Raw genomic sequence first — 26,598 nt, forward strand, 5'->3', positions numbered from 1 at the left:
ACCCGTTCGACCCTAACAGCAACGCGGCACGGGCAGACTGTCATGGTGACCAGTGGCGAGCGGGTCGGCGGGACCCGAAGCTTCCTCCCCGCTGTCGAGGGTATGCGCGCGTGCGCGGCCATGGGGGTGGTGGTCACCCACGTCGCATTTCAGACCGGGCATTCCAGTGGTGTCGCGGGCCGGCTGTTCGGTCGCTTCGACCTTGCCGTGGCGGTGTTCTTCGCGCTGTCGGGATTCCTGCTGTGGCGTGGGCACGCCGCGGCGGCCCGGGACGCCGAGCCCCGTCCCGCCACCGGCCACTACCTGCGTTCGCGGGTGGTCCGCATCATGCCGGCCTATGTGGTGGCGGTCGCGGTGATCCTCACCCTGTTGCCCGACGCCGATCACGCCAGCCCGACGGTGTGGTTGGCAAACCTGACGCTCACCCAGATCTATGTGCCGCTCACCCTGACGGCCGGCCTGACCCAGATGTGGAGCCTGTCCGTCGAGGTCACCTTCTACCTGGCGCTGCCGATCCTGGCGCTGCTGGCCCGCCGCGTGCCGGTGCAGGCGCGGGTGCCGGCGATCGCCGCCGTGGGCGTGCTCAGCCTCGCGTGGGCCTGGGTGCCGATACACACCCCGTCGGGTGTTAACCCGCTCAACTGGCCGCCGACGTTCTTCTCCTGGTTCGCGGCGGGGATGCTGCTGGCCGAGTGGGTGCACAGCCCGATCGGCGTGGCGCACCGCTTGGCCCGAAAGCGCGTGCCGATGGCGCTGCTGGCGGTGCTGGCCTACCTGGTGGCGGCCTCACCGCTGGCCGGCCCGGCGGGTCTGGCCGTGGGCAGCAACGGGCAGTTCGCGGTGAAGGCCGCGATGGGCGCGGTGGTGGCGTGGGCGCTGGTGGCGCCGCTGGTGCTGGATCGTGCCGACACGGAACACCGGCTGCTGGGCAGCACCGCCATGGTGACGCTGGGGCGCTGGTCCTACGGCCTGTTCATCTGGCACCTGGCCGCGCTGGCGATGGTGTTCCCGGTGATCGGGACGTTCCCGTTCACCGGGCGGATGCCGACGGTGCTGGTGCTGACGCTGATCTTCGGCTTCGCGATCGCCGCCGTCAGCTACGGCCTGATCGAGGCGCCCGCCCGGGAAGCGTTGCGGCGCTGGGAAAAACGAGCCGCGACGGCGCCGAAAGTCACTGACGCTGAGGCTGACTCAATCGCGCCATGATCTCGTCGCGCACCGCCGAGCGCCTTGCCTTGCCGGCGTCGTCGCGCAGCGGGGTGTCGACGAATTCGACGATGTGCGGCACCTTGTACGACGAAATCGACTCGCGCAGAAACTCTTTCACCCCTTCGTCATCCAGGGTCGAGCCGTCGGCCGTGTGCACCAGGGCGTAGGGCACCTGGCCGAGATCGCCCGAGTTCGGGTCGGGTACGCCGACGACCAAACACGACAGCACGTCGGGGTGCGCCGACAGCGCGCTCTCGATCTCGGCGGGGTAGACGTTGCGGCCGCCCACGGTGAACATGTCGACCCGGCGGTCCGACAGGTACAAAAACCCGTCCTCGTCGAAGTAGCCGAGATCGCCCAGCGAGTCCCAGCCGTCGCGGCTCTTCGCCGTGGTGCCGACGTAGCGGTACGTCGGCGCGCTACCGGGGCTGGGCCGCATGTAGATCTCGCCGACCACGCCGGGCGGGCAGGGGTTGCCGTCGTCGTCGAGGACCTTCATCTCCCCGGCGACCACGACGCCCACCGAGCCGCGGTGGGTCAACCACTGGTCGGCCGAGATGAAGGTGAGCGCCTGTAATTCGGTGCCGCCGTAGAGTTCCCAGACGACCTCGGGGGCGAGCAGGTTGATCCACGCCTCCTTGATCGCCGGCGGGCACGGCGCCCCCATGTGCCAGAACCGGCGCAGCGACGACAGGTCGTAGGCCCCCGGGTCGGCGTGATACACCGGCAGCGTCCGCTGCATGATCGTGGGCACGGTCGTCAAAAACGTGACGCGGTGCTCGGTGATCAGCCGAAGGAACTGCTGCGGGTCGAACCGGCTCATCACCACCAGGTGGTGGCGCATGATCAGGGCGATCGTCGCGGTGGTGAACCCGGTGTTGTGCGACAACGGAATTGGCACCAGGGTGGTGTCGCCCTCCTGCGCGCCCAGCGGATAACCGATGGCGGCCGGTATCCGGCTGTCACCGCCGGACTCGATCAGCTTGGGCCGGCCGGTGCTGCCGCCGGACCCCATCGCCTTCCACACCGGCGACACCGCCTCGGGCAGCCCCGCGTCGGACAACGACGGATCGGGCGTGAAACCGGCTGGCACGCTTGGCATTTCCGAGTGTGAGCGCCCCACCAGCAACGCGGGCGGCCGCAACTCCAACAGGCCGGCCAACTCGGCGTCCGGCAATCGGGCCGACAGCGGCTGCGGCACCGCGCCCAGCTTCCAGCACGCGACCGCGGCCTGGATCCACTCGATCGAGTTGGGCAGCACCATGGTCACGTAGTCGCCGACGCCGACGCCGAGCTGCGCGTAGGCCCGGGCCAATCTGTTCGTCGAGGAATCCAGCTCGGCGCGGGTCAGGGTCACCCCGTCGCAGGTGACGGCGGGCTCGTCGGGGGTAACCGCGGCCAGCGCCGAGATCTGCGCGCCGATCGGCGGGACCGGCTCACTCATACGCACCCTGACGCTCGAAGATGCGCCGCGGGTTGTCCACCAGCATGGTGTGCAGCTGCTCGTCGGTGACGCCGCGCTGCTTCAACGCGGGGATCACGTCGTCGTGGATGTGCAGGTAGTGCCAGTTCGGCATCATCTGCCGCTGCAGGTCCTCGGGCAGCGCGTCGAAGTAACAGTTGGCGTCGTGGCTGAGCACCATCTTGTCGGCGTGCCCGCGCTCGCACAGCGTCGCCACGATGTTCACCCGGTCCTCGAACGACGAGATCGCGTCGATGCCGAAGCGGTCCATGCCCAGGTAGGAGCCGGCGGCGATGAGCTCCTCGAGGTAGCCGACGTCGGTGCTGTCGCCCGAGTGCCCGATCACCACCCGGCTCAGGTCGACGCCCTCCTCGGCGAAGATGCGCTGCTGCTCCAGCCCGCGCCGCAGACCCGCGTGGGTGTGCGTGGAGATCGGCACCCCGGTGCGCTTGTGCGCCTGCGCGACGGCGCGCAGCACCCGCTCGACGCCCGGCGTGATGCCGGGCTCGTCGGTGGCGCACTTGAGGATCCCGGCCTTGACGCCGGTGTCGGCGATGCCCTGCTCGATGTCGCGGACGAACATGTCGACCATGATCTCCGGACCGCCGAGCAGCCCGCCCGGGCCCTCGTAGTGGAACCGGAACGGCACGTCGTTGTAGGTGTAAAGCCCGGTCGCCACAACGATATTCAGCTCGGTGGCCGCCGCCACCCGGGCGATGCGCGGGATGTAGCGGCCCAGCCCGATCACGGTGAGGTCGACGATGGTGTCCACGCCGCGCGACTTCAGCTCGTTCAGCCGGGTGATCGCGTCGGCCACCCGCTTGTCCTCGTCGCCCCAGGCTTCCGGATAGTTCTCGGCAATTTCGGTGGTCATGATGAAGACGTGCTCGTGCATGAGCGTGACGCCCAGATCGGCGGTATCGATGGTTCCGCGAGCGGTGTTGAGTTCTGGCACGTCCCTGATGCTAGGGGGCCGCAGCTCATTTTTTTGAAGGTTCACCGGCAGGCCTGTTTGCGCTACGTTCCCCTCATGCTGCTCAATCCCAACCGGTTGCAACGCAGATACCCCGACGCCCGCTCGGCGGAGATCATGGCCGCGACCGTGGAGTTCTTCGAGTCCCGCGGCAAGGCGCGGCTCAAGCACGACGACCACGAACGCGTGTGGTACTCCGACTTCCTCGACTTCATTGCCAAGGAACGCATCTTCGCCTCCCTGCTCACACCACGCGAGTACGGCGCCAGCGACTGCCGCTGGGACACCTACCGCATCAGTGAGTTCGCCGAAATCATCGGCTTTTACGGGCTGAGCTACTGGTACCCGTTCCAGGTGACCGCGCTGGGCCTGGGCCCGATCTGGATGAGCGACAACGAGGACGCCAAGCGCAAGGCCGCCGCGCAGCTCGAGCAGGGCGAGGTGTTCGCGTTCGGTCTCTCCGAACAACGGCACGGCGCCGACGTCTACAAGACCGACATGATCCTCACGCCGACTAGCGATTTTGGGCACGGCTGGGTCGCTAATGGCGAGAAGTACTACATCGGCAACGCCAATGTGGCCCGGATGGTCTCGACGTTCGGCAAGATCGACGACTCGTCACCAGACGGCGAGTACGTCTTCTTCGCCGCCGATTCCCACCATGACCGCTACACGCTGATCAAGAACGTGGTCAACTCGCAGAACTACGTCGCCAATTACGCGCTGCACCAGTACCCGGTCACCGAGGCCGACATCCTGCACCGCGGCATGGACGCGTTTCACGCCGCGCTCAACACCGTCAACGTGTGCAAGTACAACCTGGGCTGGGGCGCGATCGGCATGTGCACGCACGCCATGTACGAGTCGGTCACCCACGCGGCCAACCGCTACCTGTACGGCACCGTCGTCACCGACTTCAGCCACGTGCGCCGGCTGCTCACCGACGCCTACGTGCGGCTGGTCGCGATGCGGCTGGTCGCCACCCGCGCGTGTGACTACATGCGCAGCGCGTCGGCGAACGATCGGCGCTACCTGCTGTACAGCCCGCTCACCAAGGCGAAGGTCACCAGCGAGGGGGAGCGGGTGATCACCGCGCTGTGGGACGTGATCGCCGCCAAGGGCGTGGAGAAGGACACCTTCTTCGAAACGGTGGCCCGCGAGATCGGTCTGCTGCCGCGGCTGGAGGGCACCGTGCACATCAACATCGGGCTGCTGGCCAAGTTCATGCCCAACTACCTGTTCGCCCCCGACACCGAGCTGCCGGTGATCGGCCGCCGCGACGACGACGCCGACGACTCGTTCCTGTTCGCGCAGGGACCGACCGGCGGCCTGGGCAAGGTCCGCTTCCACAACTGGTGCACGGCGTTCGACGGCCATGCCCATCTGCCCAATGTCGCGCTGCTGCGCGACCAGGTCGACGTGCTCGCCGAAATGCTGGCCTCCGCCACCCCAGATGCCAAGCAGCAGAAGGACATCGACTTCGCCTTCGGCGTGGGCCAGCTCTTCGCGCTGGTGCCCTACGCGCAGCTCATCCTGGAAGAGGCCGGGACGACGCGGGTGGACGACGCGTTGCTCGACGAGATCTTCGCCGTGCTGGTGCGCGACTTCAACAGCTACGCCGTCGAACTGCACGACAAGGCGGCGACGACGGACGAGCAGGCGCGGTTCGCGATGCGGATGATCCGGCGCCCGGTCGCCGACCCGGGCCGCTACGCGCAGGTCTGGAAGGACCACGTGCTGCCGCTGAACGGCGCATACGAGATGCGCCCGTGATGCGTCCATAATCGTCGCCCCAACTTGACTGTGACGCCGATCACAGTAGAATGACCGGTGGTCATCACACAACGGGGGTTGCCATGCCGACGGTGACGTGGGCGCGCGTCGATCCGGCTCGCCGCGCCGCGATAGTGGAAGCCGCGGAGGCGGAATTCGGGACGCACGGATTTTCCGGGGGCAGCCTCAACGTCATCGCCCGGCGCGCGGGTGTCGCCAAGGGCAGCCTGTTCCAATACTTCGCCGACAAGCGGGACCTGTTCGCGTTCATCGCCGACATCGGCAGCCAGCGGGTGCGGTCCTACATGGAGGTCCGGATCCGCGAGCTCGACCCCAGCCGGCCCTTCTTTGAATTCCTCACCGACTGGCTCGACGCCTGGATCGCCTACTTCGCCGATCATCCGCACGAGCGTGCGCTGCACGCGGCGGCCACGCTGGAGGTCGACACCGAGGCGCGCGTCAGCGTGCAAAACGTCATCCACCGCCATTACCTGGAGGTGCTGCGGCCGCTGGTGCGCGAGGCGCAGGCGCGGGGCGACCTGCGGGCGGACGCCGACACCGACGCGCTGTTGTCGTTGCTGCTGTTGATCTTTCCGCACCTGGCGTTGGCGCCGTACATGCGCGGATTGGATCCGGTCCTCGGCCTCGACGAGCCCACCCCGGAGCAGCCCGCGCTGGCCGTGCGCCGGCTCGTCGCCGTCCTGGCGGCGGCGTTCTCGCCGCAAGCCGCGCCAGTCAAGGACGTCACCTGATACGGACGCGGTGCCGGCTCACTCCACCTTGGTGTCGCCGCCGGAATCGCCGGCCGCGACCGAGCCGACCCAGACCGTCTTGGCGTTGCAGAACGCGCGGATGCCGAGGCCCGCGAGCTCGCGGCCATAGCCCGAGCGCTTGATGCCGCCGAACCCCAACTCCGGGTAGGACACCGTCATCCCATTGATGAAGACCTGGCCGGCCTCGATGTCGTCGATGAAGCGCTGCTGCTCGGCCTCGTCATTGGTCCACGCGTTGGAACCCAGCCCGAAGGTGGTGGCGTTGGCGATCTCGATCGCCTCGTCGATGCCCGACGCGCGGTACATCGAGGCGACCGGCCCGAACACCTCTTCGGTGTACAGCGCCATGTCCTTGGTGATCTCGGTGACCACCGTCGGCGGGTAGAACCACCCCGGCCGGTCGAGACGCGTTCCGCCGCAACGGATCTTGGCGCCGGCCGCGACGGCGCTGTCGACCTGCTCGGCGATTTCGTCGCGGCCCGACTCGGTGGCCAGCGGACCCACGTCGGTGTCCGGGTCGGTCGGGTCGCCGACCTTGAGGGCCTCCATGCGCTCGACAAACTTGTCGACGAAGGCGTCGTAGATGTCGGTGTGGACGATGAACCGCTTGGCGGCGATGCAGGACTGACCGTTGTTCTGCACCCGGGCGGTGACCGCGGTCTTGACGGCCTCGTCGAGGTTCGCCGACGGCATCACGATGAACGGGTCGCTGCCGCCCAGCTCCATCACGGAGGGTTTGATCTCGTCGCCACAGATCGCCGCCACCGACTGGCCGGCCGGTTCGCTGCCGGTCAGGGTGGCCGCCGCGACCCGCGGGTCGCGCAGGATGCGCTCGACGGCGCTCGACGAGATGAGCAGCGTCTGGAAGCAGCCCTCGGGAAAGCCGCCGCGAATGATGACGTCGGACAGATACAACGCGGACTGCGGCACGTTGGAGGCGTGCTTGAGCAGCCCGACGTTGCCCGCCATCAATGCCGGCGCGGCGAACCGGACGGCCTGCCAGAGCGGAAAGTTCCACGGCATCACGGCCAGCACCACGCCCAGCGGCTGGTAGCGGGTGTACGCCTGTTTCGCGCCCACCTTGGCGGCATCGGCGACCTCGTCGGCGAGCAGCTGCTCGGCATTCTCGGCGTAGTAGCGAAAACCCTTGGCGCACTTCAGCGCTTCGGCCTTGGCCGACTTCAGCGTCTTGCCCATTTCCAGGGTCATCATCGCGGCGACGTCGTCGGCCTCCTTTTCCAGCAGATCGGCGACGTTGTTGGCCCATTCGGCGCGCTGGGCGAAGGTGGTGGAGTGGCGGTAGTCCAGGAACCGCTCGTGGGCGCGCGCGATCGCGGCGTCGACCTCGTCATCGGTCGCGGGGGTAAAGGTCTTGACGGTCTCGCCGGTGGCCGGGTTGATGGTGGCGATGGGCACGCTGGCCCTCCTTTGGTGAGTTTGCGAAACGTCCAACACTCCAACGCATAGCCTGCCACTACTGTTCCAAACGGGAGGTGTCGGATGAGTAAAGCCGCTCAGCTGATGGTCGAGTGCCTGGAGAACGAGGGGGTGTCCGTGGTGTTCGGGCTGCCCGGGGAGGAGAACATCCGGTTCGTGCAGGCGCTGGCCTCCTCGAAGACCATCCGGTACATCCTGACCCGGCACGAGCAGGCGGCGGCGTTCATGGCCGAGATGTACGGCCGGGTCACCGGCCGCGCCGCGGTGGTGTCGGCCACCTTGGGCCCGGGCGCGATCAACATGCAACTCGGCGTCGCCGACGCCACCACGAACAGCACCCCGATGGTGGCGATCTCGGCGCAGGTCGGCGAGGATCGCGAGTACAAGGAGTCGCACCAATACGTCGACCTGGTGTCGATGTTCGCCCCGATCACCCGCTGGGCCGCCGGCGTCCCGACCGCCCGCGCCATCCCGGAGATGTTCCGCAAGGCGTTCAAGGTCGCCGAAACCGAGCGCCCGGCGGCCGTCTACCTGGCCGTGCCCGAGCACATCGACGCCGACGAGGCCGACTACGACCTAACCCCGTTGCCGCGCAACGTGGTTCGCGCCGAGGCCCCGGCGCCCGGTCAAGTCGAACGCGCCGTCGACGTGCTGCGCGGCGCGAAGCGGCCGGTGGTGCTGGCCGGACACGGCGCCGCCCGCGCCGACGCCACCGCCGCGCTGGTCCGCTTCTCCCAACAACTCGGCATCCCGGTGGCCAACACCTTCCACGGCAAGGGCGTCATGCCCGACGACCACCCCAACACCATCGGGACCATCGGGTTCATGCGGCACGACTACGTCAACTTCGGATTCGACAACGCCGACGTGGTCGTCGCGGTCGGCTACGAACTGCAGGAATTCGACCCGGTCCGGATCAACCCGCAGGCCGACAAGAAAATCATCCACGTGCACCGCTTCCCCGCCGAGGTCGACATGCACTATCCGGTGAGCGTGGGCATCATCGGCGACATCAGCGCCTCCCTGATCGCGCTGACCGACGCGCTCGCCGGCACCCGGTTCGATGACGGCGCCGACATACCCGGTTCCGGCCTGCTGTCTGAGGAATACGCTCGCGGACAACAGGATTCGCGCTACCCGCTGGCCCCGCAGCGGGTGGTCGCCGACACCCGCGCGGCGATGGGCCGCGACGACGTGGTGCTGGTGGACACCGGCGCCACCAAGATGTGGATGGCGCGGCTGTACCCGACCTACGAACGCAACACCTGCCTGATCTCAAACGGCTTGTCCACCATGGGTTTCGCGCTCCCGGGCGCTCTTGGGGTCAAGTTGGCGCGGCCGGAGGCGAAGGTCCTCGCCGTGGTGGGCGACGGCGCATTCCTGATGAACTCGCAGGAGATCGAGACCGCGGTGCGGGAACGGATCCCGCTGGTGGTGCTGATCTGGGACGACGGCGGCTACGGGCTGATCGAGTGGAAGATGGATCTCGAACTGGGCGAACACCACTTCGTGCGTTTCGGCAACCCCGACGTGGTGACCTACGCGGAAAGCTTTGGCGCCAAGGGCTATCGGATCACCAGCGCCGACGAACTATTGCCGACGCTGCAAGCCGCGCTCGATGACGACGGGGTGTCGCTGATCTGGTGCCCGGTCGACTACTCGGAGAATCTGCGATTGACCGACCGGCTCGGTGAGCTGGATGAAACGCTTTAGGGTGGACGAGCTGCTCACGATTGGTGGGAACTAACCGTGCCGAATGTGCGGATCCGCGAGGCGGCCGAGCTGCTCGGCGTCAGCGACGATACCGTGCGCCGCTGGATCGACCAGGGACTCTTGCCCGTCGGTCGCGACGCGTCCGGCCGCAAGGTGATCACCGGCGACGCTCTCGCCGAATTCGCCCGTGACAACGCGGCACGGTTGCCCGCCAATCCGCTCAACGTCCAAAGCTCGGCGCGCAACCGCTTCGTTGGCCTGGTCACCCGGGTGGTCATGGACAAGGTGATGGCCCAGGTCGAGATGCAGTGTGGGCCATTCAAAGTCGTTTCTCTGATGAGCGCCGAGGCTGCCCGCGAACTGAAGCTCGAGCCGGGCAGCCTCGCCGTCGCTGTCGTCAAGGCGACCAACATCATCGTCGAGACCCCCAACGAAACGCGGTAACGCGGTAACGCGGTGACGGGCACCGCCCTCAATATTGCTTGACGACAGATCGTGGTGCGGTACGCCAGGCGTGGCGCCCATCCGGGCGCTGGCGGGGCGGTTCCAGGAGGAGCACCGTGCGACCGTCGAGCAGCACGGGATGCACCCAGTCGCCCAACTCGATCAGCTCACCGGGCGCGGGCTGGCGGTGGTCGTCGTCGCGGGCGTGATCGAGCGGTATGCGGGCGCGCAGGTCATCGATGGTGGTTTCGCGCGGCAGCTCCAACAGGCCGGGCAGGGTGATAAACAGGCCATCGTTGCCCGACAGGTGCAGCCCGACCGCGGCCAGCGCCCCCAGCACGCCGTCCCGGGTGCCGCCGTGCCCGGAAAGATGCACGCCCAGCGTGGCGGCGAGGTCGCGGGCATCCGAGGTGCGCAGCACTTCTCGCTTTGCGCGACGTCCGAAATCCACCAGGGCCGGGATCGTCCCGTTGAGCCGGCCCGGGATGGCCACGGCGAGGCCCGGGTCGGCGTCGGGTGGGCAGACCCGTTCGAGAAACCGTCCGGCCAGCGCGACGACGTCGGCCGCCACGGCCTGGGGATCTCCGTCGGCGCTCCGCCAGGCCAGGCAGGCGCTGGAATTGTGCGAGGTGTAGGGGATGCGGTCGTCGACGAGTAGTTGGTGGCGGGTGGCTCCGGCCGGCCTGCCCAATCCCGCGTCGGCCAGTTCGCGCAGCAGCGCGCGCGCCCGGCGTCCCGTTCCGGGGCTGGCCAGGTCGTCGGTGTCGTCGATCCCGATGAGCAGGTCGACCCCGGCCAGCGCGCGTGCCTGCGTCATGGGTTGACGACCATCGCGGTGACATCGCGCACCCATCGCTCCCTGCCGAGTTGGGTGCCGGTGAGCTTGAGCGTGTTTCGTTTGGTCACGCCGAGGATGACCTGGTCGGTGAGCTCTTCGTTGGTCAGCGTCTGGGCCGGGTCGCGGCCCTCTATTCGCACCCGGTTGACGCCGGTGGCGCCGGCGGCGTCAAGGACCGAGCGCACGGTGGGCCCCTTCTGGACCTGCGCGCCTCGCGACTGCGGGGTGGCGATCTCGACCTGCGGGAGGCCCCGCAACCGCGGCAGGGTCAACCGGTCCAGCACCCTGCCGTCCTGCTGGACGACGAGCGAACCGGCAGCGTCGGGCGCCGACCCCGCGCACGCACCCGTGCCCACCAGCAAAAAAGCGAAGACCGCATATACAGGAATTATGCAGGATAAATTCCGCATGAACGGAACAATATGCGAGTAGCGTTCCGCACATGACGTCATGGGTGGGTGCGCGTCCCGCACCTCGCTCGGCGGTAGCGACGCTGCGGTGGGCCGGCCGGCAGGCCGTCATGCCCTTGCTTGCCGTCGCGGTGATCGTGGTTTCGTCGGATATCCGGATGCCGATCGGCCTGCCCGGACACCGCGGCCTGGTGTGGCTGACGGTGTTGGTGGCGGTCGCGGTGGCGACCCCGCGGCGGCTGACGGTGGTGGCGGTGGGGGCCGCCTCGACGATCGCGACGTTCGCGGCGCATCTTTCACCCGGCACCGGCAGCGCGCGTTACTTGGCCGCCGCGATCCTGCTGTACGCGGTGGCCTCGACCGCCGCAGTGCGCAGACGGCGGTGGTTGATCGTGCTGGCCGCCGCCCCGATCCACCTGGTCGCGCTGGCCGACTCGCTAGCGGTGCTGCTCGGCAGGGCGGGAATGGTCGAAAAGGGGCTGTTCCATTTGGGTTTCGGGTTGGCGGCCGGGCTGCTGGGCTGGGCCATCGGGTCCGCATCGACGGGCGTTCGTCGACACCGTGACATCAGGGACGGAACGGACGAAAGGACCCAGTGATGACGTTACGAGTCGTTCCCGAGGGTCTGGCGGCGACCAGCGCGGCCGTGGAGGCGATTACCGCACGACTCGCGGCGGCGCACGCCGCCGCGGCCCCGGCGATCTCGGTGGTGCTGCCGCCGGCGGTGGACCCGGTGTCGACGTGGGCCGCGGCCGAATTCAGCGCGGAGGGCAGCCAACACGAGGCGGTGGTGGCCCGCGGCGTCGAGGTGCTGGGTCGGGCGGGACTCGGAGTCGCGCAGGCCGGGGCAAGCTATGCCGCCGGAGACGCGGCGGCCGCCTCGACGTATCTGCTTGCCGGTGATTGAGGATGCTCGCACCGGTTTGGATGGCGTTTCCGCCGGAGGTGCACTCGGCGTCGCTGAGCACGGGGCCCGGCCCGGGTCCGATGCTGGCCGCCGCTGAAACGTGGACGGCGCTGAGCGGCGAATACGACTCAGCGGCAACCGAACTCACCGCGGTGCTGGCCGGCGCGGAACAGGTGTGGGAGGGCCCGACGGGAGCGAGGTACGTCGCCGCGCACGGGCCGTACCTGGCGTGGTTGATGCTGGCCAGCGCCGTCAGTGCCGGGGCGGCCGCCCGACACCAGGCGGTGGCCGCGGCCTACACCGCTGCGGTGGCGGCGATGCCGACCCTGGCCGAGCTGGCCGCCAACCACGTGGTGCACGGCGTGCTGGTGGCGACGAATTTCTTTGGCATCAACACCATTCCGATCGCGCTGAACGAAGCCGACTACGCGCGGATGTGGACGCAGGCCGCCACCACGATGAGCACCTACCAGGCGACGACCGAAGCGGCGCGGGCGACCGGCCCCGGCGGCGGTGGCGGCGGCGGTGGCGGTGGCGGCGGCGGCGGTGGCGGTGGCGGTGGCGGCGGATTCCAGTTGCCCACACCGGCGGAAATATGGCAGATGATCTTCGGTCTCAACGGGGTGCGGATTCCCGGTCAGGGACAACCCAATTGGACCCCGCTGCAGTACTTGCAGAACCTGTCCAACTTCATCAGCGGCAACCAGAAAGCCATCGCGTTCCTGGAAACCAACCTCCCCCGAGCCCTGTCGGATCCGGCGCAGCTGTCGGGGCTCCTCTCCTATTTCGTCGCATGGCAGACCTTCCGCATCGTCAACTGGACGCTGCGCACGGTGCGTTTCATCCTGCAGACGTCCCCACTCCTGTCGCCGGTGGTGCTGAACCTGGCCGTCACCGGGCTCGGCGGCCTGGCCGGGCTGTCGGGGCTGGCCGGGCTCGCGCAGCCGGCAGCGCCGGTTCCGCTCGTCCCGGCTCCGGTTGCGGCGTCGCCCGGGTCGCCGCCGGTGGCGGTGCTGGCCGCACCGGTAATGACCCCCGCGCCGCTGCCGACGCCGCCGGTACCGGCTGCCGAGGTCGGCTCGGTTGCCGCCGTCCCGGCGAGCCCGGCCCCGGTGCCGGGTGCGGAGGGGTTCGCGTATTTGGTGGGCGGCCCCGGGCCGAGCTTCGGACCCACGCTGGGCGCTCGCATGGCGGCCGCGGAATCAACCAGCGAAACCACCGCGGCGACCACGGCGGCCCCGACGGCCGAGCGCCGGGCGCCGACGCGGGCCGCGCGACGTCTGCGGGCGCCCGTCGGCCGCGGTCACCGCTACGAGTACCTCACGGCCGACGAACACTCGGGGCAGGGCGCCGGGACGGTGGGGTTCACCGGAACGGTGCCCAAAGCCGAACTGCGGCCGGCGGGGCTGAGCACGCTTGGCGGCGACGCGTTCGGTGGAAGTCCGCGTGCGCCAATGCTGCCGGGGAGCTGGCGCGATCTGTCCGACGGTATGACGAACCCGTGAAAGTGTGAAAGGGGTTGTATTAGTGAGCTTTTTGACTTTGGCACCGGAGATCAACTCGGCGTTGATGTTCTCCGGGGCCGGCTCAGCGCCAATGACCACGGCCGCGGCCGCCTGGGATGGATTGGCCGGTGAATTGACTTCGGCGGCAGACTCGTTCGGGGCGGCGACGTCGGGCCTTATCGCACAGGCGTGGCAGGGTGCGGCGGCGACCGCGATGGCGGATGCCGCGAGCCGGTATGCCGCCTTTCTGGGTGCTCACGCCGCTCGGGCGGAGACGGCGGCCGCGCAGGCGCGCGCACTGGTGTCCGTGTATGAGGCCGCGCGCGCCGCCATGGTGCATCCGGTGCTGGTGGCGTCGAATCGTTCCCGGTTCGTCTCGCTGGTCGGGTCGAATCTGTTCGGGCAGAACGCTTCCGCGATCGCCGCCTCGGAGGCCGAGTACGAGCAGATGTGGGCCGCGGACGTGACGGCGATGGCCGGTTATCACGCCGGTGCTTCGACGGTCGCCGCGCGACTGGCGTCGCTGGCTTCGTCGAGCATCAACTTCGGCCCCGGCAACAAGGGCAGCCTCAATTTCGGCATGGGCAACACCGGCACCGGCAACCTGGGTTCGGGAAATCGCGGTGACAACAACCTGGGTGGCGGAAACACCGGCATGAACAACATCGGCTCGGGAAACAGCGGCAACCAGAACTCCGGGTCGGGCAACACCGGCGACGGCAACCTGGGGTCGGGCAACACCGGCATCCGGAACGTGGGTTCGGGCAACGCCGGCAACGCCAACTTCGGCAACGGCAACCAGGGGGCCTCGAACGTGGGCTCCGGCAATATCGGCAATGGCAACTGGGGCAGCGGCAACATCGGCAGCGGCAACTTCGGCGCCGGCAACTCGGGTCTGAATGGCTTGGCGGGCAACAACAACATCGGCTTCGGCAACAAGGGCAGCAACAACATCGGTTTCGGCAACACCGGTAACCACGACATCGGCATCGGACTCTCGGGCGACAACAAGGTCGGGTTCGGCGGGCTCAACTCGGGCAGCAACAACATCGGCTTGTTCAACTCCGGCAGCGGCAACGTCGGGTTCTTCAACTCGGGCAACGGCAACGTCGGCATCGGCAACTCGGGGAACGGGAACTTCGGCTTCGGCAACGCGGGCAACTTCAACACCGGTGGCCACAACTCGGGCAGCACGAACACCGGTTTCGCGAACTCCAGCCCGTTGAACATGGGCATGTTCAACTCGGGCGGCGGCAGCAACATGGGCATGTTCAACTCGGGCCTCGGGCACAACATGGGCGCGTTCAACTCGGGTCACGGGCACAACGCGGGCGATTTCAACTCCGGCTCCGGGTTCAACTGGGGCAGCTTCAATTCCGGAGCGGGCTTGGGCGGCAACTCGGGCTGGTTCAACTCCGGCAACCTGAACACGGGCTTCGGGAACGCGGGTGACACCAACACCGGCGCCTTCAACACCGGCAACCTCAACACCGGTTTCGGGATCTCGACAAACTCCACCAGTGCGAACTCGGGCTTCGGCAACACCGGCACCGGAAATTCGGGCTTCGGCAACACCACGGCCGCCGGCAGCCACTCCTCGGGCTTCCGTAACCACACCGCCAGCGGCGGTGGCGGTGGCGGTGGCGGCGGCGGTGGTGGCGGCGGCGGTGGCGGCGGCGCTGGCGGCATCACGGCCGGCTTCGGCAACACCAGCGGCAAATCCGGCAATGTCGGCATCGAGAACACCGGCATCCAAAACGTGGGCTTCCTCAACCTGGGCAACCAGAACGTCGGGTTTGTCAATTCGGGTGGCAACCAGACCGGGGACGGTCTGAGCGTCGGCATCAACAACGCGGGCCTGCAGGATTCGGGCATCTCGAACAAGGGCGACCACAGCTCGGGCGCGTTCAACAACCGCAGCGGGGTGGCGGGCTTCTTCCGTTAGCTGCCTTGCGGATTCGCCGCCGTGCGAAGCGTCATGGGCCGGACGTAGCCGCCCACCAGTGTGCGATGCCACCAGGCCCGGTCGCGACGCAGTTCGGCCGGTGTGGTGAAGCGGTACTCGTAGAGCTGCGCGCGGACAAACCGGGGCGGGGATTCGGGAAAGGGATTGTGCCGCAACAGCCGCAGGGTCGGCGGATCGTTACGCAGCAGCCGCTGCAAGAACGGCGTCAGCCACGGCTGGGCGTAGCCGGGCGAGATGGCGGCGAACCACATCAACCAGTCCAGCCGCAGATGATAGGGGGCCCATTGGCGCGGTAGGCGATTCACCGCGCCGGGCTTGCCCTTGAACCCGTATTCCTGCCACACCGTCTGGTGGGTGATTCGCGGCTCGTCGGTTCCCTCGATCACCACCTCGCGGCGGACGCGGCCGATGCTACCGAAGGCGCCGTACGTGTTCACGAGATGAAACGGGTTGAACGACATATTCATTCGTTGATCCGACGAGATCATGTTGCGCGCCGGCCAGTAGCTGAGGAACACGATCGCCACGGTGACCGCGACCACGAGCGCGACGAACCAGGTCGGCGGTGCCGCCAGCGCGGGATGGCCCGGTAGGGCGATCGCGCTGCACGCCAGCGCGATCGTCACCCAGTTGAGCCAGGCGAAGTTGCCCGACGCCACCAGCCAGAGCTGGGTGACGACGATGATCGCGGCGGCCACACTGGCCACTGGCTGCGGAGCGAACAGCCCGAACGGCACGATCAACTGCGCAAAGTGATTGCCCGCCACCTCAATTCGGTGCAGCGGCTTGGGCAGATGATGAAAGAACCAGCTGAGCGGCCCGGGCATCGGCTGGGTTTCATGGTGGTAGAACAGGCACGTCAGGTTGCGCCAGCACGGGTCCCCGCGCATCTTGATCAGCCCGGCGCCGAATTCGACGCGGAACAGCAGCCACCGCGCCAGCCACAACACCAGCAGCGGGGGAGCCGTCTCGTCGTTGCCGAGGAAGATCGCCAAAAACCCGGTCTCCAGCAGCAAAGACTCCCAACCGAACCCATACCACGTTTGCCCGACGTTGACGATCGACAGGTACAGCACCCACAGCGTCAGCCACATCAACATCGCGCCCCACAGCGGAACCAAATCGGCCGCGCCGGCCACCACCGCCGCCGACAGGGCCGCGCCCGACCAGGCGACGGTGGCGAACAGTCGATCGGAATAGCGCAGGTGGAACAGGCTCGGGACCCGCCGGAACGATTGCGCGGCCAAATACCGTGGCACCGGCAGCATCCCGTGTTCACCGATCAGCGCGCGGAACTGCCGTGCGGCCGCGACGAACGCGATCGCATAGATACCCGCCGTGCCACGCTCGAGCGCCAACCTGCCCAGCCAGTAGTCGGGCGCCGAAAACCATCCCACGCTCACCGCAACGCACACATCCAGTCGAAAGGCCGGTAAACCTTGCCGCCGATTATCCGCCGCGTGTGCGCTCCTGCATAGTGACCACCGATGCGGCCACCGCGGCCAGCGAAATCAACGCCAGCAGTTGCACATTCGCCGAATGACCGGCGTAGCCGTCCACGGATCGCCACGGATGCCGCGACAGCAGCGCCCCGGCCAGGATCAGCCCGCCGGCGCTCAGCCACACGATGACGCGATCGCGCGGCCGCAACGCATACCGCAAACCGAGCAACGCGCCGGCCACCAGAACCCCGGCCACCCCGGCGATCACCGCGCAAGCCCCGACCACCCCGACCGAAGCCCACACCCCGGGCGCCCAGGGCAGGGCCGGTGCCTCGTCGGCACGCACCCGGCGGCGACGCCACAAGGCCAGCAGCGCCAGCAGCGGCAGCAACGCCAGACCCACCGCCAGACCCGCCCGGTAGGGCGAGTTGGACGCGAACGTCAGCGTGATGGTGCCGGCATCGCCGGGGGGCACCACCCAGCCCTGCTGCCACCCGTTGACCGCCACCGGCGTCAACCGGGCCCCGCTGCCGGTGCGCGCCACCCAGCCCGGGTTGATGCTCTCGGGAATGACCAGCACGCGAGGCACGTCCGCGACCGCGGCGCGCACTTCCCGCCGGGCCGGACCCCACGCCCCGGTAACGGCTGGGGTCACCGACGCGCTGGCGAGCGCCCCCGCGGCCGACAGCTGGGCGCCATCCACCACGAACGCATCGCCGGGGCTGATCAGCAACTCCTGCTGCCCCGCCGGCAGCGCGATCGGGTCCGCATCGCAGGGCAGGGCGCGCACCGGCCCGCCGTCCAGCAGCGCACCCGCCGTCGTGCGGATCGAGGTGTGCACAAACCGGCCGGCCACCGCGATCACCGGACCGCGATCGCAGCCGACGACGATCTCCCGGGACCGGTTGCGTGCGGCGTCGGCGGGCGCGATCGCGCTGCCGTCGGTGCCCAGCACCGCGACCTCGGCCAGCCCGGGCGGCTTGAGCTGGTCGAAACCCAGCGCGTTGCGGTCGATGACGTCCTGCCAGTCGAGCAGGCTGACGGTGACGGTGTCGGTGACCCGGGGATGCAGCGACAGGGTTTGCGGCTCGCCGGCGCGCAACTCACGCACTTGCGGCCCGTCGCCGAGGTCGACCGCCACCATGCTCGGGCGCGTGGGCAGCGCCGACCGGCCGGGCACCAGGTGCAGCCCGGCGACCTCGACCGGCCGGGGCAGGGTGAGCGTGAGCGTCGGCGGGCTCTTGTGTTGCACCACGCGCTGCGGCGCGGTCCAGGCGGTGGCCGGGTCGCCGTCGGTGGCCGCGTAGGCCGAGCCGAGGATGTCGATTCCGTCCGAATCACCTTGCGCCCGAGTGGTATTCGGCTCGGCGACCAGATCGGCCAGCTTGGGGCCTTGGCGCGGCCGCACCCAGAGCGTCGGTGTCACCGACACCGGGGCGGGCACGGTCAGCGTGCGACTGAAGTTGACCGGCTCCTCCGGGGCCAGCGCCATCGATGCGGCGCAGCGCACGCCGTCGGGTGCCGGCGCGCAGCCCGGCCGGCCGGGTAGCTCCGTACCCAGATCCCACCCGGCGACCGCCGCGCCGGCCGGTGTCCCGGGGACCAGCACGGTGTGCCGCAGCGTGAGCGGATGGGCGAATCCCGACGCGTCGTACTGGGTGATCGCCAGGTCGGTGATGCCGAACTGCACACCGGCGGACCCGTCGTCGGTGGCGGCGGCGGTGAGCCGCAGCCACGGGGTCTCCCCGTAGGGCAGCGCGACGGTGAGCGGCTTGCCCGCCTCGTCGAACCGCAGCGTGGTGCTGCCGGTGGCGGTTTCCACCTCGATGCGCCGGACCTGGGCGCCGACGGCGGTCGCGCTGGGCGTGACGGTCAGCACGGCGTTGCTCACCGGATGGTCGAAGTCGACCCGCAGCCACTGGCCGACGGCCACCTGCAGCGCATTGGACACCCAGGCGGTCGCCGGGTCGCCGTCGAGCGCGGCGGCGGGCGAGGTGGCCGGCGCGACGTCGGGCATGGCGGTGGCATCCGACGACGAGCTCGACACCGTGACGCGGCCCCCGGTCCACCCGCCGAACACCGTGTCGGTGCCGGGCACCGGGTAATCCGGCACCCGGTTGTAGGTACGCCGGGCGTCACCCGGCGCCCGGATCGCCGACGAGTGACGGTCCACCCGGCCGTAGTCGGTCTCGCGGGCCACCGGGGTGTCGGTCACCGTGACCCGCGGCACCGGCAGCCCGGCGCCGCGGGCATCCGCGGTCAGCAACACCGGACCCAGCGCCGGCTGGCCCAGCAGCCGGCGTCGCTCGTCGAGACGCAGCAGCGCCTCGGGCCCGCCGTCGATGCGCGCCAGCGCGCCGACATCGGCGAAGTACGGCGCACCCGGGTCGCCGGCGGTCACCACCGGGTCGATCACCCGATAGATTTCGACAGCGGGATACCGCGGGCGCAGGCCGCTGTCGGCGACGAAGCCGGCCAGCGTGCCGGGCCCCACCGGCGCTCCGAACTGCGCCACCCGCCGCAGCCCCGGCGACCCCGCGATCGCGCGGTGCACCAGGATCGGGCGCGCCGACCGCGACGTCTCGGGATCCAGGTCGTTGCGCAATACCAGATACGAAATGCCTTGGCGGGCAAGGGTATCGGCGAGGCCGACCGAAGGGCGCCCGGCGGCGAACAGCCGCTGCACCGAATCCAGCGCCCGGATCGTCTGCGGCGGCGTCAAAGGAATGGAGTCGCGGACTCCCCAGGCGCCGCTGCCGAGCACCTGCAGCGGCTCGTCGTGGCTGGTGCCCCACACCTGGGTGGCGAACGGCGCGCCCGGAACCACCAGCGCCCGGCCTTTGGCGTCGTGCGCGCGCAGCCAGTCGGCGGCGTCGTGCCAGTACTGCGGGATCGCGCCGAACGCGCCCGGCGGGGTGAGCCGGCCGGTCCAGGCCAGCGAGGTGCTGACCAACAGCGCGGTCAGCGCGACGATTCCGACGGCCACCCGCTTGTCCCGCTCGGGGTGCGCGAACTCGCGCCACCGGACGTGGCCCAGCAGCTGCGCCAGGCCGAGCACCAGCGGGATCCGGATCACCGACGCCAGCTTGTGCACGTTGCGCAGCGGGGCGCCGCCGGCGTCCAGGAACGCCTGCACCTGGTGGGCCAGCGGCGAGCCCAGGCCGCCCGCGTAGCCGGCGGCCATCAGCACCACGCCGATCAGCAGCATCGTCACCAACCGCCCACGGGCCGGCATGCCCTGAGAACCCGAGCCGGCCAAGCCGGCCAGCCCGGCCGCCGCGACCAGGCAGGTGCCCAAGATGGCGACGGACCCGGTGACCAGCGGCGCGCCCGCGGTGGCCGTCGGCGCCACGAACGGGGTCCAACTGTCGGTGCCGCGCAGCATCTCGACCAGCGACGACCACTGCGTCGTCACACCCGAGGACTCGATGAAGTCCAAAAACGGGGGGCTGACGTTGCGCAGCAGCACCAGCGCCACCACCCACCACAGCATCGCCAGGGCGAAGGCCAGCAGCGCCCACGCGGTGTAGCGCCACCACGTCCGGTTGGGCCGGTGGCAGGCCCACCAGATCACCGCGGGCAGGCAACCGGCCAGCGTCGCGATGGCGTTGACCGCGCCCATCAGCGCCACGGCCAGCCCGGCCTGTGCGGCCAGCACGCGCATCGGCCGGCCGGCTCCGCCTCGCAGCGCCAGGATCGTCGGCAGCAGCACCCACGGCGCCAGCATCATCGGCAGGGTTTCCGACGAGATCGAGCCGAGCGTGGTCAGCACCCGCGGCGACAGCGCGAACGCCACCGCCCCGATCACCCGCGAGGACGGACCGCCAACGCGCAGCGCCTCGGCGACCCGCAGCAGACCCCAAAAGCCGGCCGTCAACAGCAGCGCCCACCACAACCGCTGGGTGATCCACCCGGGCACGCCCAGCAGGTGGCCGATCACGAAGAAGGTGCCATGCGGAAACAGGTAGCCGTAGGCCTGGTTCTGCGCCTGCCCGAACGGCAGCTCGCTGTTCCACAGGTTGGTCGCGCGCGCCAGGAAGCGCAGCGGGTTCGCGGTGAGGTCGAGCTTGGTGTCGGGCGAGATCTGCCCGGGGGATTGCGCGAACGTCAATGCCAGTGCGACGGCTGCGACCAGCAGCAGCCAGCGGCGGGACACGGCCGGAGTGGGTGAATCCGGGAGCGAATCCGGCTCCGCGGAAACCGCGCGTGCCGCCGGGCTAGCTACGGTTCCCGTATTCAACCCGGTTGAGCACCGACGACTGCGGATCCCCGCCCGGCAGGGGCGGCTTGGTGTCCTGCTGGACCATCAGCGTGATCCCGAAGATCGCGGCCGCGCCCAGCAGCAGGCCAACCACCACGCTCGCGGCGGCGGGCGCAATGATCCGGTTCATGTCAGCCAACCTAGCAGGCGCAACGAGCACCGCCACCTCGCCGTGGCACCATGGCCGGATGCCTTTTGCGCGCAAGCTGCTCGTGCTCGCCGCCGTATCGACGCTGCTGATGGCGTGTGGCCACCATGGCTCGAAACCCCCCGCCAGCACCAAGGTCAGCACGCCGACGGCGGCGCCCCCTCCGCCGAACTGCGGTGATCCCACCACGTTGCCGCCGCGCGACAAGCTGGCCCAGCTGCTCATGGTCGGGATCAAGAACGCCGACGACGCCCGCGCCGTCGTCGACAACCATCACGTCGGCGGCATCTTCATCGGCAGCTGGACCGACATGTCGATCTTCGACGGCCCGCTGGCCGACATCACCGCCAACCCGGGACCGTTGCCCCTGGCGGTCAGTGTCGACGAAGAGGGCGGACGGGTCTCGCGGTTGAAGTCGAGGATCGGCACCGCGCCGTCACCCAAGCAGCTGGCCCAGACCCAAACCGTCCAGCAGGTCCACGACCTGGCCCTGCAGCGTGGTCAAAAGATGAAAGAGCTGGGCATCACCATCGACTTCGCCCCGGTCGTCGACGTCACCGACGAGCCCGACGACGCGGTGATCGGCAACCGGTCCTTCGGCTCGGATCCGCAAACGGTCACCGCCTACGCCGGGGCGTTCGCGCAGGGGCTGCGCGACGCCGGGTTGCTGCCGGTGCTCAAGCACTTTCCCGGCCACGGCCACGGCTCCGGCGATTCGCACAAGGGCGGCGTCGTCACGCCGCCGCTGGCCGACCTGCAGGGCAACGACCTGGTGCCCTACCGCACGCTGGTGGCCGCCCCCCGCGTCGGCGTGATGATGGGTCACCTGCAGGTTCCCGGTTTGACCGGTGACGACCCGGCCAGCCTGAGCAAGGCCGCGGTGGACCTGCTGCGCGACGGCATCGGCTACGGCGCCCCGCCGTTCGACGGCCCCGTGTTCAGCGACGACCTGTCCAGCATGGTCGCGATCTCCAGCAAATACGGCGTGTCCGACGCGGTGCTGCGCGCCCTGCAGGCCGGGACCGATGTCGCCCTGTGGGTCACCACCGACGAGGTGCCCGCGGTGCTGGACCGGTTGGAAAAGGCGCTGGCATCGGGCGAACTGACGATGGCGGCCGTCGATAAGTCGGTGCAGCGGGTGGCCGCGATGAAGGGTCGCAGCCCGAAGTGCGGCCGCTAATGCTTACCCTTAGCTAGAGCTAGAGGAGTACGCGACATGGCAGGTGGTACCAAGCGGTTGCCTCGTGCGGTCCGCGAGCAGCAGATGCTCGACGCCGCCGTGCAGATGTTCTCGGTCAACGGCTACCACGAGACCTCGATGGACGCCATCGCCGCCGAAGCGCACATCTCCAAGCCGATGCTGTACCTGTACTACGGCTCCAAGGAGGACCTGTTCGGCGCGTGCCTGGACCGTGAGATGGGCCGGTTCATCGAAGCGCTGCGCGACGAGGTCGACTTCAAGCAGAGCCCAAAAGACATGCTGCGCAACACCATCGGCGCGTTCCTGCGCTACATCGACGCCCACCGGGCGTCCTGGATTGTGATGTACACCCAGGCCACCAGCTCGCAGGCGTTCGCCCACAAGGTGCGCGAGGGACGCGAGCAGATCATCGACATGGTGGGCGGGCTGCTGCGCTCCGGTACCCGCAACCCGCGGGCCGACGCCGAGATCGAGACGATGGCCGTGGCCCTGGTGGGCGCCGGCGAGGCGATAGCCAACCGGCTGTCCACCGGCGACACCGAGGTCGACGAGGCGGCCGCCCTGATGATCGATTTGTTCTGGCGCGGCCTGAAGGGCACCCGGGCCGATCGCGATGCCGGCCAGAACGTCGCGGCGGGCAAGACGGGCTAGATTTGTCGGGTGCCCCGGTCCCGGCCGCGCCCCAATCTCGATTTCTTCTGTGCGGTCGTCATCGTCGGGTTGCTGGCCGGGGTGGCCGGGTTGGCGACGACGGAAGTGTTGCGCTTCGTTCAGCACCTCACCTACAACTACAGCCTCGGTACGCAGCTCACCGGCGTCATCGGGAGCAGCCCGACTCGCCGCGCGGTGGGGCCGATGCTCGGCGGCGCCCTCGCCGGCCTCGGCTGGTGGATCCTGCGGCGGCGGGCCGCGGTGCCCCCGCTCGAGCCGACGATCACCGGGGGTGACCCGGTACCCCGGCGGGCGTGGAGCGTCGATGCGCTGCTGCAGGTGGTGCTGGTCGGCTCGGGTGCATCGCTGGGGCGCGAGGGTGCCCCGCGTCAACTCGCCGCGGCCCTAAGCGATTTCGGCACCGGCTGGTTGCGGCGGCAGTCACCGCGAGACCGCCAGATCCTGTTGGCGTGCGCGGCCGGGGCCGGCCTCGGCGCGGTCTATGCCGTTCCGCTGGCGGGCGCGCTGTTTACCGTGCGCATCATCCTGAAGAGCTGGCATCCACGCGCGCTGGGCGCGGCGCTGATCAGCTCCAGCCTGGCCGTCGCGGTCGGCTCGGCGATCACCCACGACCACCCCAGCCTGGACTGGCCCACTCCGCATCTGTCGTTCCAATTGACCGGGCGGGCACTGATTTTGGCGCCGGTGACGCTGGTGGTCGGTTTGGCGTTCAACCGGCTCATGCGGGCGGCGCGGCCCGCCCGCGTGATGAAGTCCTGGGTGCTGGTGCCCGCGCTTGCCGGCGCGGGGCTGGTGATGGGCATCTGCTCGCACTGGTGGCCCGAGCTGCCCGGCAACGGCAGGAGCATCCTCACCGTCGCCCTGGCCTCCGAGAAAACGGGCATGACCCTGGCGTCGGCCGCCGCGATCCTGGCGTTGAAGCCGCTGCTGACCGCGCTGTTCCTGCGTGCCGGCGCCGCCGGCGGCATGCTCACGCCGTCGCTGGCCACCGGCGCCGCGGCCGGGTCGCTGCTGGTGCTGACCATCAACTGGGCCGGCGGCACCGACTTTCAGCTACCGGCGACCTCGCTGGCCGGCGCGGCCGGGGTGCTCGCCGTCACCCAGGGGTCACCGATCTGGGCCGCCATCTTCGTCTGGGAACTGGCCCACCCGCCGCCGTGGATGTTCCTGGTCTTCCTGACCACCGCGCTCGGCGCATGGGGACTGCAGAAATTGCTAGAGCCCGCGGACCGTGCCCGTCAGGTGCGGGTATCCCTTGGCGACATTGCGCAGCGCTAGTTCCCAGCCGTCGGCGCCCTCGTCGACGTAGAGCCCCGCGGTGGCGGGCAGCACCAGCGGCTTGCCAAACCGGACCGAGTACTGCACGGCCTCCGGGAGTCGAGCTTCGATGTTCGCCAATACCGCTGCGGCACTGAACATTCCGTGCGCGATCACGGTGGGGAAGCCGAAAAGCTTGGCCGCGACCGGGTTGGTGTGGATCGGGTTGTGATCGCCGCCGACGGCGGCGTAGCGGCGGATCCGCCCGGGCGTGATGCGCAGCATCGCGTTGGGCGGGGGAAGCTTCGGCTGCTTCTGCGGCGGGGGTTTGGGCTCGTCGGACAGGCTGGTGCGTTGCTGATGCAGGAACGTCGTCACCTGATGCCACGCGACATCGTTGCCGACGCTGACGTCGGTCACCAGGTCGGCCAGCAGCCCCTTGCGGTGTTCGCGCAGGTTTTCGGCGTGCACCCGCACACCCACCGTGTCGGTGGCCGCGATCGGCCGGTACTGCGTGATGTGGTTCTCGGTGTGCACGGATCCCATTGCGGCGAAAGGAAAGTCGAATCCGGTCACCAGCGACATCATCGCGGGAAACGTCAGCGCGAACGGGTAGGTCAGCGGCACGTCGCTGCCGTAGCGCAGACCGGTGACCGCCGCGTACGCGGCGACGTTGGCGGGGTCGATGGGCAGTTCGTCGACGGTGACCGTGCGGCTGGGCAACGTGTCCGCGCGGGGCACGACCGGCAGTGCGCCGGCGGCCGCGCGCAGCATATTTCTCAGCCCGCTGGGTTGGTTCATGGTGCTATGCCCCCAGCATCGCCTGGCCGCAGACCCGAATCACGTTACCGGTCACGGCATTTGACGCGGGACTGGCGAAGTACGCGATGGTCTCGGCGACGTCGACGGGCTGGCCACCCTGCAGCAGCGAGTTGAGCCGACGGCCCACCTCGCGGGTGGCCAGCGGGATGGCCGCGGTCATCTGGGTCTCGATGAAACCCGGTGCGACCGCGTTGATCGTGACGCCCTTTTCGGCCAGCTGCGGTGCCAGCGCCTGCGTGAGGCCGATCATCCCGGCCTTGGTGGTCGCGTAGTTGGTCTGCCCGCGGTTGCCCGCGATGCCGGCCATCGACGACAGCCCGATCACCCGGCCGCCCTCGCCGATGCTGCCGTTTCCGACCAGCTCCTCGGTAAGCCGAAGCGGCGCAAGCAGATTGACCGCCAACACGGCGTCCCAGCGGGCGTCGTCCATGTTGGCCAACAGCTTGTCGCGGGTGATACCCGCGTTGTTGACCAGGATGTCGGCGCGCCCGGCGTAGTGGTCGCGCAGGTGCTCGGTGATCTTATCGACGGCATCGTCGGCGGTGACGTCGAGCCACAGCGCGGTGCCCCCGACACGGCTGGCGGTCTCGGCCAGCGACTCGGCGGCCGATTCCACGTCGATCGCGAGCACCCGGGCGCCGTCGCGGGCGAACACCTCGGCGATCGTCGCGCCGATGCCGCGGGCCGCGCCGGTCACGATGGCGACCTTGCCGTCCAAAGGCCGGTCCCAGTCGGCCGGGGGAGTGGAGTCGGCCGCCCCGACATAGAACACCTGGCCGTCGACGTAGGCCGACTTGGCCGACAGGATGAACCGCAGGGTCGACTCCAGGCCCGTCGCCGCGGGCTTGGCGTCCGGGGCCAGATAGACCAGCGCCACCGTGGCGCCGTGGCGCAGTTCCTTGCCCAGCGAGCGGGTGAACCCCTCGAGCGCGCGCTGCGCGATCCGCTCGTCGGTGCTGGCGGCCGCATCGGGGGTGGTGCCGACGACCACCACGCGCGCGCAGTGGCCAAGGTTGCGCAGCACCGGGGTGAAGAACTCGTGCAGGTCCTTCAGCCCGGCCGGCGTCGCGATTCCCGTCGCGTCGAAGACCAACCCGCCGAACGAGTCGGCCCACCGGCCGCCCAGGTTGTTGCCCACCACGTCGTAGTCCCTGTCGAGCATCGCCCGCAACGGCTCGACCACCCGACCCTGTCCGCCGATCAACAGCGATCCCGCCAGCGGCGGGTCACCCGGTCGGTATCGGCGCAGGGGCTCGGGTTGCGGAAGTCCGAGTTGCTTGGCCACAAACGAACCGGGGCCGGAGTTGACGACCTGTGAGAACAGGTCGGACGAGCCTTTGGGAGCCACTGAACTGCCTTCCATGTGGGTATGCCGTACAGAGCCA

At 69.3% G+C, this 26,598-nt stretch carries 22 protein-coding genes; 12 read left to right on the top strand and 10 right to left on the bottom strand.

Features of this window, described 5'->3' with window-relative positions; all coding sequences use genetic code 11:
• Positions 1 to 42: 42 nt before the first annotated feature.
• The gene (locus G6N66_RS00155) at positions 43 to 1,206 is read left to right on the top strand and encodes an acyltransferase family protein (RefSeq protein WP_085234175.1); all 1,164 of its coding nucleotides are present in this window, start codon (positions 43 to 45) and stop codon (positions 1,204 to 1,206) included.
• On the opposite strand, the gene G6N66_RS00160 is transcribed toward G6N66_RS00155, so the two are convergent.
• Positions 1,172 to 2,653, bottom strand: coding sequence for an AMP-binding protein (locus G6N66_RS00160; protein WP_085234174.1), 1,482 nt, complete (start codon positions 2,651 to 2,653; stop codon positions 1,172 to 1,174). The genes G6N66_RS00155 and G6N66_RS00160 overlap by 35 nt on opposite strands.
• On the bottom strand, positions 2,646 to 3,626 hold the full coding sequence (locus tag G6N66_RS00165; protein ID WP_085234173.1) for a phosphotriesterase family protein: 981 nt from the start codon (positions 3,624 to 3,626) through the stop codon (positions 2,646 to 2,648). Before G6N66_RS00165 ends, G6N66_RS00160 begins: the two co-directional genes overlap by 8 nt.
• Positions 3,627 to 3,701: 75 nt before the next feature.
• Here G6N66_RS00165 and G6N66_RS00170 point away from each other — a divergent pair, with 75 nt between their 5' ends.
• Together G6N66_RS00170 and G6N66_RS00175 are read left to right on the top strand one after the other, a co-directional pair.
• Positions 3,702 to 5,417 (top strand): acyl-CoA dehydrogenase family protein, encoded by a 1,716-nt coding sequence (locus tag G6N66_RS00170; RefSeq protein WP_085234172.1) that lies wholly within the window; start codon positions 3,702 to 3,704, stop codon positions 5,415 to 5,417.
• Between the two features lie 83 nt (positions 5,418 to 5,500).
• Positions 5,501 to 6,169, top strand: coding sequence for a TetR/AcrR family transcriptional regulator (locus G6N66_RS00175; RefSeq protein ID WP_085234171.1), 669 nt, complete (start codon positions 5,501 to 5,503; stop codon positions 6,167 to 6,169).
• 18 nt (positions 6,170 to 6,187) lie between these two features.
• On the opposite strand, the gene G6N66_RS00180 is transcribed toward G6N66_RS00175, so the two are convergent.
• Positions 6,188 to 7,606 (bottom strand): NADP-dependent succinic semialdehyde dehydrogenase, encoded by a 1,419-nt coding sequence (locus G6N66_RS00180; protein ID WP_085234170.1) that lies wholly within the window; start codon positions 7,604 to 7,606, stop codon positions 6,188 to 6,190.
• 84 nt (positions 7,607 to 7,690) lie between these two features.
• Here G6N66_RS00180 and G6N66_RS00185 point away from each other — a divergent pair, with 84 nt between their 5' ends.
• Positions 7,691 to 9,340 (top strand): acetolactate synthase large subunit, encoded by a 1,650-nt coding sequence (locus tag G6N66_RS00185; RefSeq protein WP_085234169.1) that lies wholly within the window; start codon positions 7,691 to 7,693, stop codon positions 9,338 to 9,340.
• A 36-nt stretch (positions 9,341 to 9,376) separates the two neighbouring features.
• Positions 9,377 to 9,784, top strand: coding sequence for a TOBE domain-containing protein (locus tag G6N66_RS00190; protein ID WP_085234168.1), 408 nt, complete (start codon positions 9,377 to 9,379; stop codon positions 9,782 to 9,784).
• A gap of 28 nt (positions 9,785 to 9,812) precedes the next feature.
• On the opposite strand, the gene G6N66_RS00195 is transcribed toward G6N66_RS00190, so the two are convergent.
• Both G6N66_RS00195 and G6N66_RS00200 read right to left on the bottom strand, forming a co-directional pair.
• Entirely contained in the window at positions 9,813 to 10,601 is a 789-nt protein-coding gene (locus tag G6N66_RS00195; RefSeq protein ID WP_085234167.1) for a hypothetical protein, read from the bottom strand.
• The gene (locus tag G6N66_RS00200; RefSeq protein WP_085234166.1) at positions 10,598 to 11,032 is read right to left on the bottom strand and encodes a hypothetical protein; all 435 of its coding nucleotides are present in this window, start codon (positions 11,030 to 11,032) and stop codon (positions 10,598 to 10,600) included. The genes G6N66_RS00195 and G6N66_RS00200 overlap by 4 nt, the downstream gene beginning before the upstream one ends.
• A gap of 32 nt (positions 11,033 to 11,064) precedes the next feature.
• On the opposite strand from G6N66_RS00200, the gene G6N66_RS00205 reads away from it, so the two are divergent.
• Genes G6N66_RS00205 through G6N66_RS00220 form a run of 4 tightly spaced genes read left to right on the top strand, consistent with a single transcriptional unit; the run spans position 11,065 to position 15,389 of the window.
• Complete coding sequence (locus G6N66_RS00205; RefSeq protein WP_232079166.1) at positions 11,065 to 11,631, top strand: hypothetical protein; 567 nt, start codon at positions 11,065 to 11,067, stop codon at positions 11,629 to 11,631.
• Complete coding sequence (locus tag G6N66_RS00210; RefSeq protein WP_085234164.1) at positions 11,631 to 11,939, top strand: PE family protein; 309 nt, start codon at positions 11,631 to 11,633, stop codon at positions 11,937 to 11,939. The genes G6N66_RS00205 and G6N66_RS00210 overlap by 1 nt, the downstream gene beginning before the upstream one ends.
• 2 nt (positions 11,940 to 11,941) lie before the next feature.
• On the top strand, positions 11,942 to 13,444 hold the full coding sequence (locus G6N66_RS00215; protein ID WP_232079167.1) for a PPE family protein: 1,503 nt from the start codon (positions 11,942 to 11,944) through the stop codon (positions 13,442 to 13,444).
• Between the two features lie 22 nt (positions 13,445 to 13,466).
• Complete coding sequence (locus G6N66_RS00220; protein WP_179968237.1) at positions 13,467 to 15,389, top strand: PPE family protein; 1,923 nt, start codon at positions 13,467 to 13,469, stop codon at positions 15,387 to 15,389.
• Here G6N66_RS00220 and G6N66_RS00225 read toward each other — a convergent pair.
• The 3 genes from G6N66_RS00225 to G6N66_RS00235 all read right to left on the bottom strand — a co-directional run bounded on the left by G6N66_RS00225 (position 15,386) and on the right by G6N66_RS00235 (position 21,243).
• On the bottom strand, positions 15,386 to 16,807 hold the full coding sequence (locus G6N66_RS00225) for a lipase maturation factor family protein (RefSeq protein WP_085235194.1): 1,422 nt from the start codon (positions 16,805 to 16,807) through the stop codon (positions 15,386 to 15,388). The two genes, G6N66_RS00220 and G6N66_RS00225, sit on opposite strands and share 4 nt — an antisense overlap.
• 52 nt (positions 16,808 to 16,859) lie before the next feature.
• Positions 16,860 to 21,008, bottom strand: coding sequence for an alpha-(1->3)-arabinofuranosyltransferase (locus G6N66_RS00230; protein WP_085235191.1), 4,149 nt, complete (start codon positions 21,006 to 21,008; stop codon positions 16,860 to 16,862).
• Positions 21,009 to 21,069: 61 nt separating this feature from the next.
• Positions 21,070 to 21,243, bottom strand: a complete 174-nt coding sequence (locus G6N66_RS00235; RefSeq protein WP_065443914.1) for a DUF2613 domain-containing protein — start codon at positions 21,241 to 21,243, stop codon at positions 21,070 to 21,072.
• A gap of 58 nt (positions 21,244 to 21,301) precedes the next feature.
• On the opposite strand from G6N66_RS00235, the gene G6N66_RS00240 reads away from it, so the two are divergent.
• The 3 genes from G6N66_RS00240 to G6N66_RS00250 are packed head-to-tail and all read left to right on the top strand — an operon-like array spanning position 21,302 to position 24,412.
• Complete coding sequence (locus G6N66_RS00240; RefSeq protein ID WP_085235190.1) at positions 21,302 to 22,441, top strand: glycoside hydrolase family 3 N-terminal domain-containing protein; 1,140 nt, start codon at positions 21,302 to 21,304, stop codon at positions 22,439 to 22,441.
• A gap of 36 nt (positions 22,442 to 22,477) precedes the next feature.
• Positions 22,478 to 23,113, top strand: coding sequence for a TetR/AcrR family transcriptional regulator (locus G6N66_RS00245; protein ID WP_085235189.1), 636 nt, complete (start codon positions 22,478 to 22,480; stop codon positions 23,111 to 23,113).
• Positions 23,114 to 24,412, top strand: coding sequence for a chloride channel protein (locus G6N66_RS00250; protein ID WP_179968329.1), 1,299 nt, complete (start codon positions 23,114 to 23,116; stop codon positions 24,410 to 24,412).
• On the opposite strand, the gene G6N66_RS00255 is transcribed toward G6N66_RS00250, so the two are convergent.
• On the bottom strand, positions 24,350 to 25,192 hold the full coding sequence (locus G6N66_RS00255) for a MaoC/PaaZ C-terminal domain-containing protein (protein WP_085235187.1): 843 nt from the start codon (positions 25,190 to 25,192) through the stop codon (positions 24,350 to 24,352). The two genes, G6N66_RS00250 and G6N66_RS00255, sit on opposite strands and share 63 nt — an antisense overlap.
• 4 nt (positions 25,193 to 25,196) lie before the next feature.
• On the bottom strand, positions 25,197 to 26,561 hold the full coding sequence (locus G6N66_RS00260) for a 3-oxoacyl-ACP reductase (protein ID WP_085235193.1): 1,365 nt from the start codon (positions 26,559 to 26,561) through the stop codon (positions 25,197 to 25,199).
• Between the last annotated feature and the right edge of the window lie 37 nt (positions 26,562 to 26,598).

Source organism: Mycobacterium conspicuum, from assembly GCF_010730195.1.
In the GTDB taxonomy this organism is placed as follows: domain Bacteria; phylum Actinomycetota; class Actinomycetes; order Mycobacteriales; family Mycobacteriaceae; genus Mycobacterium; species Mycobacterium conspicuum.